The organism is Desulfobacteraceae bacterium (assembly GCA_022340425.1).
In the GTDB taxonomy this organism is placed as follows: domain Bacteria; phylum Desulfobacterota; class Desulfobacteria; order Desulfobacterales; family JAABRJ01; genus JAABRJ01.
The window spans coordinates 1-4,625 of sequence record JAJDNY010000206.1; the positions used below are offsets into that span (position 1 = coordinate 1).

Consider the following 4,625-nt stretch of genomic DNA (forward strand, 5'->3'; position numbering starts at 1 on the left):
GAATCCGCGAAAGTGGTGTCCGCTATCAAGGAACTTCAGAAGAAGCAGGCGGGCAAAGTTGTCGAGTTGAGCAAACAAAAAAAGTTGCCAGACTGAACAACATCTGAACAACTTTTAAAGAACCCATAATTTCTATAACCATCTGAAATTATGCGTTATTTTTGGTGGAGGCGGCGGGAGTCGAACCCGCGTCCGAAAACATTCCACTTAGGCATCTACATACTTATCTCGAATTTTGATTGTCAGCGCTCAAATCTCCTTCGAGCGGGATATTTGAGAACTTATCCTGTTAGCGTTTCGCCATTCCCGCTACAGGCAATTGGGATAGGCTAGCCCGCTAGTCGACGCCCTTGCCGGATCCGCAGGCTTAACCCGGCAGGACGGTAGCATTTAAGCTGCTACAGCGTAGTTATAATCGTCTGCGATTATATTTATTTCCGCCAATTAACGAGCTGGCAGCCCCTCGGTATGCAGCCCAAGCTTCTTTATCCCCGTCGAAGCCGTTTCGCCCCCCTGTTGTTGAAGGTCCCATTTGATTTAAAGATTTTTAAACCAATTAACGACTAAATGATAAGCAAAAAAACCCATAATGTCAAGATTCCGCTCTGGGTTTCAAGGGGTGCGGAAAACCTGCCGCGCCCGAAGGTTTCATCCCAGGAAAACATCCGCCAGCACCCGGCGGTTGTCAGCCCCTTTCCTTGCGGGCGCGGTCCAGTTCGCGGGTTTCATCGCGTTTGCGAATGGCCTCGCGCTTGTCGTAGCTGCGCTTTCCCCGGGCAAGGGCGATGACCACCTTGACCTTGCCGCGCTTGAAGTAGATCCGCAGGGGCACCAGGGCATAGCCCTTTTCGTTGACCTTGCCGTAGAGGCGTTTGATTTCATGGGCGTGCAGGAGCAGCTTGCGGGGCCGCAGGGGGTCATGATTGTCGTAGTGCGCAAAGGGGTAGGGGCTGATGTGCATCTGGTAGAGAAACACCTCACCGTTGACCACCCTGGCATAGGCGTCCTTGAGGTTGGCGCGCCCCATGCGCAGCGACTTGACCTCCGTACCCGTCAGAACCATGCCCGCCTCGAACTGCTCGTCCAGGTGGTAGTTGTGGCGCGCCTTGCGGTTTTCGGTGACAATTTTGACGTTTTCGCCAGCCAAAACGGGTTTCCCCTTCTACCAGTCAATGCCGTCGACGGGTACCTGGAATTTTTGGGACACGATCCCGCCGTAGGAGTCATGGATCAGCCGGCTGATCTCCGCCGAGGAGGTCACCTCGAGGATTTTGCGGAAAAAGCCGCAGGCCTCCTCCCGGCTGAGGGACCGGATCATGCTTTTGACCACCGGCATGGAGCGGGGGTTGACACTGAGCTCTTCCAGCCCCAGGCCCAACAGAATCGGCATGTTCATGGGGTCGCCGGCCATCTCACCGCACATGAAGAGTTTCACGCCGGTTTTGGTGGCGACTTTGGAGAGGTGGTGCAGCATGCGCAGAATCGCCGGGTGCAGCGGGCTGTAGAGATGCGCCACTTCCCGGTTGCCGCGGTCGATCGCCAGGGTGTACTGGATCAGGTCATTGGTGCCGATGCTGAAAAAATCCACCTCGCGCGCCAGGATATCGGCTATCACCACCGCCGAGGGCACCTCGATCATGATGCCGGTTTCGATCTCGCGGTTGAAGGGCACCCCTTCCTTTTCCAGCGCGGCGGCGCATTGCGCCAAGAGCCGTTTGGCTTCCTTAACCTCGGCGAGGCTGGCGATCATCGGAAACATCACCCGCACATTGCCGTGGGCCGAGGCCCGCAGGATGGCCCGCAGCTGGGTCTTGAAAACCTGTGGTTTCTTCAAACAGTAGCGAATGGCCCGCAGGCCCAGGGCCGGGTTGGTCTCGGGGGCCGCCCCCGACGTGTAGGAGACGACCTTGTCGCCGTTGATGTCCAGGGTGCGGATGGTGACCGGCAGGGGCGCCATCACCTCGACGACGTCGCGATACTTGTCGTAGAGCTCGAACTCGGTGGGAAAATCGGAGCGGCTCAGGTATTGGAATTCGGTGCGGTACAACCCGATGCCTTCGCCGCCGTTGTCGATCACCGAGACCACCTCTTCGGGCAGTTCGATATTGCCCATCACCTTCAACCGGAAGCCGTCCACAGTTTCGGCGGGCAGGTGGCTGTCGCGGGTGATGGCGGCCCGGAAGCGCTCGTAGCCGATGCGGCGCTCCTCGTAGCGCAGCAGGGTCTGTTCTTCGGGATTGACGATCAGCACCCCTTCCGAGCCGTCCACGATGATGATGTCGTCGTTTTTGACGATCCGGGTGGCGGCGTCCAGCCCCAACACGGCGGGGATTTCCAGGGCCTGGGCAATGATTCCGGTGTGGGAGGCCTTGCCGCCGCGATCGGTGACAAAGCCCATGATACGCTCGAGCTGGATCTGGCTGGTCTCAGAGGGCGATAGATCGTGGGCCACGAGGATCACGCGTTTGTCGATTTCGGCGATCTTGATGCTGTTGGCGCCCACCAGGTTGCGTAAAATCAGGTCGGATACGTGCTCGATGTCGGCCACCCGGGCCTTGAGATAGGGATCGGCCATTTTGGCGAACATGGCCTTGACGTTGCCCACCACGGTGCGCAGGGCCCATTCGGCGTTGAAGCGCTTTTTTTCGATGATATCGATGGTGCGGTTGTAGAGCATCTTGTCCTTGAGCAGGACCAGGTGGGTTTCCAGGATCAGGGCATGCTCGCGCAGATCCTCGGGGGTGCGGTCGATGATGGCGCGCACCTCGTCGGTGGCTTTCTTGACCGCGGCCTTGAAGCGCTTGATCTCGTCATTGAGCCGCCCCTTGGGTACCAGGTAGCGTTTGACCACGTCGACGCCCTCGCGGTCGACCAGGTAGGCCTTGCCGATGCAGATGCCCGGTGAAGCGCTGATGCCTTTCAGGCGGATTTCGCCGCCCTGTTCGTGGGACATATTACGCTATTCTCCAAACCCGTTTTCAATCAGTGCTGCGATCCGGTCAAGAATCGCGCGGTCCGACGGACTGTCGACTTTGAGGGTGATCACCGTATTCTTGGCGCATGCCAGCGACAGGAGATCGATGATGCTGGCGGCATCGGCCGCTTGCCCGCCCTTGATCAGCCACACCCCCGCTGCGGCATTTTTGGCGAGCGCCGCTATTTTGGCCGCCGAGCGCGCATGCAGCCCGAGTTCGTTGACAATCAACAGTTCGCGCGACAATGGCCCGTCAGGGTGTTCCATTAGGCAAAACGATATGGGGCTCCGGCATTAAAGGGTCCCGGTCGGCCTCCATTCAAAAGCCCTCAACCCAGCCCCAGGGTGCAAAACACGATGGGCCGGGAGAGGGCGGATGAGATTCGGGGATCTTCCGAGGCCGCGGCACAAAAGACGAACCCGCCGGCCGGTTTTGGGGCCGCCGGCGACGGGTCGTCCACCGGCCCGTATCCGGCGACGGCCTCCGGGGAGCTTAAAATCCGTCAGCCTCGCGGGGCATTCCCGGCGGTATTTTTCGGGGGCACACCCCCTGCGGAAAGTGCCTAAGTACCAGCCCAGGTTGAATATGTCAACGCGAAATCATTGACAAGGCCCGAAAATCCTGTTAGCTTCCCGGCGTTCTAACTATTGGACAATATTTTAATTTCACACCAATTTTCAACCGCCTGACGCCTCCTTTGCGCGCATCGTCCGGCGACAGGGCACGGCACCCGCGCCTGATGGGTCCATGGAAAACCAGTTTCTCATCGAAGACCTTAAGATCGGCGAGTCCGCGCGCCTCTTTAAGATCATGGGCGAATTTGTGGACGGCATCGAGGCCCTGCACGGCTTGGGCCCGGCGGTGACGATCTTCGGATCGGCCCGGATCGCCCCCGAAGACCCGATCTATGCCAAAGCCGAAGCCATCGCGGCGTGCTTTGCCCGGGCCGATTTCGCCGTCATCACCGGCGGGGGCGGGGGCGTGATGGAGGCCGCAAATAAGGGCGCCCTGGAGGCGGGCGGGGCGTCGGTGGGGCTCAACATCCGCCTGCCCTTCGAACAAAAGCCCAACCGCTTCACCCGCATTCGACTGGAGTTCAAGTATTTTTTCACCCGCAAGGTGATGCTGGTCAAATATGCCACCGCCTATATCGTCATGCCGGGCGGCTTCGGCACCCTGGACGAACTCTTCGAGGCGGTCACCCTGATCCAGACCCACCGCATCCAACCGCACCCCATCATTCTGGTGGGCTCGGACTACTGGTCGGGTCTGCTGAACTGGATCCGGCAGCAGCTGGCAGTCCGCGGTCTGATTTCAGCCGAGGACCTCGACCTTCTGAGGGTCATAGACGATCCCGATGACATTGTGCAGGCGGTGCGGGAAAAAGTGATTCTCTGAAAACCCGCCCGGTCCGGCTGCGCATTGAAGACCGCCGCCGCAAACCCTTTTAATCACCGTGACATTCCCCAGATACAGGAGGCAACATGGTCAGGACCGAAATTCAGCTCTTCATGAAGAACGAACCGGGTGAGCTCGCCAAACTGGCCGGGCTTTTCGCCCAGGATAAGATCAACATCGACGCCCTCACCATTCAGGATGCGTCCAGCTATGTCCAGGAGCTCTTCAAGGGGCGTGGCAAATCCTTGAAGC

General features: G+C 58.9%; 4 protein-coding genes and 1 other RNA gene. 1 reads left to right on the plus strand and 4 read right to left on the minus strand.

Annotated elements, in window-relative coordinates; all coding sequences use genetic code 11:
* Positions 1-162: 162 nt before the first annotated feature.
* From ssrA to LJE63_17825, 4 genes are all read right to left on the minus strand, one after another.
* Positions 163-513, minus strand: a transfer-messenger RNA (tmRNA) gene (gene ssrA / locus LJE63_17810).
* 172 nt (positions 514-685) lie between these two features.
* Entirely contained in the window at positions 686-1,147 is a 462-nt protein-coding gene (gene smpB, locus LJE63_17815; protein MCG6908463.1) for an SsrA-binding protein SmpB, read from the minus strand.
* Between the two features lie 15 nt (positions 1,148-1,162).
* Positions 1,163-2,953 (minus strand): phosphoenolpyruvate--protein phosphotransferase, encoded by a 1,791-nt coding sequence (gene ptsP, locus LJE63_17820; GenBank protein MCG6908464.1) that lies wholly within the window; start codon positions 2,951-2,953, stop codon positions 1,163-1,165.
* A 6-nt stretch (positions 2,954-2,959) separates the two neighbouring features.
* Positions 2,960-3,241 (minus strand): HPr family phosphocarrier protein, encoded by a 282-nt coding sequence (locus LJE63_17825; GenBank protein MCG6908465.1) that lies wholly within the window; start codon positions 3,239-3,241, stop codon positions 2,960-2,962.
* Positions 3,242-3,722: 481 nt separating this feature from the next.
* Here LJE63_17825 and LJE63_17830 point away from each other — a divergent pair, with 481 nt between their 5' ends.
* Complete coding sequence (locus LJE63_17830; protein ID MCG6908466.1) at positions 3,723-4,373, plus strand: TIGR00730 family Rossman fold protein; 651 nt, start codon at positions 3,723-3,725, stop codon at positions 4,371-4,373.
* The last annotated feature ends 252 nt before the right edge of the window (positions 4,374-4,625 follow it).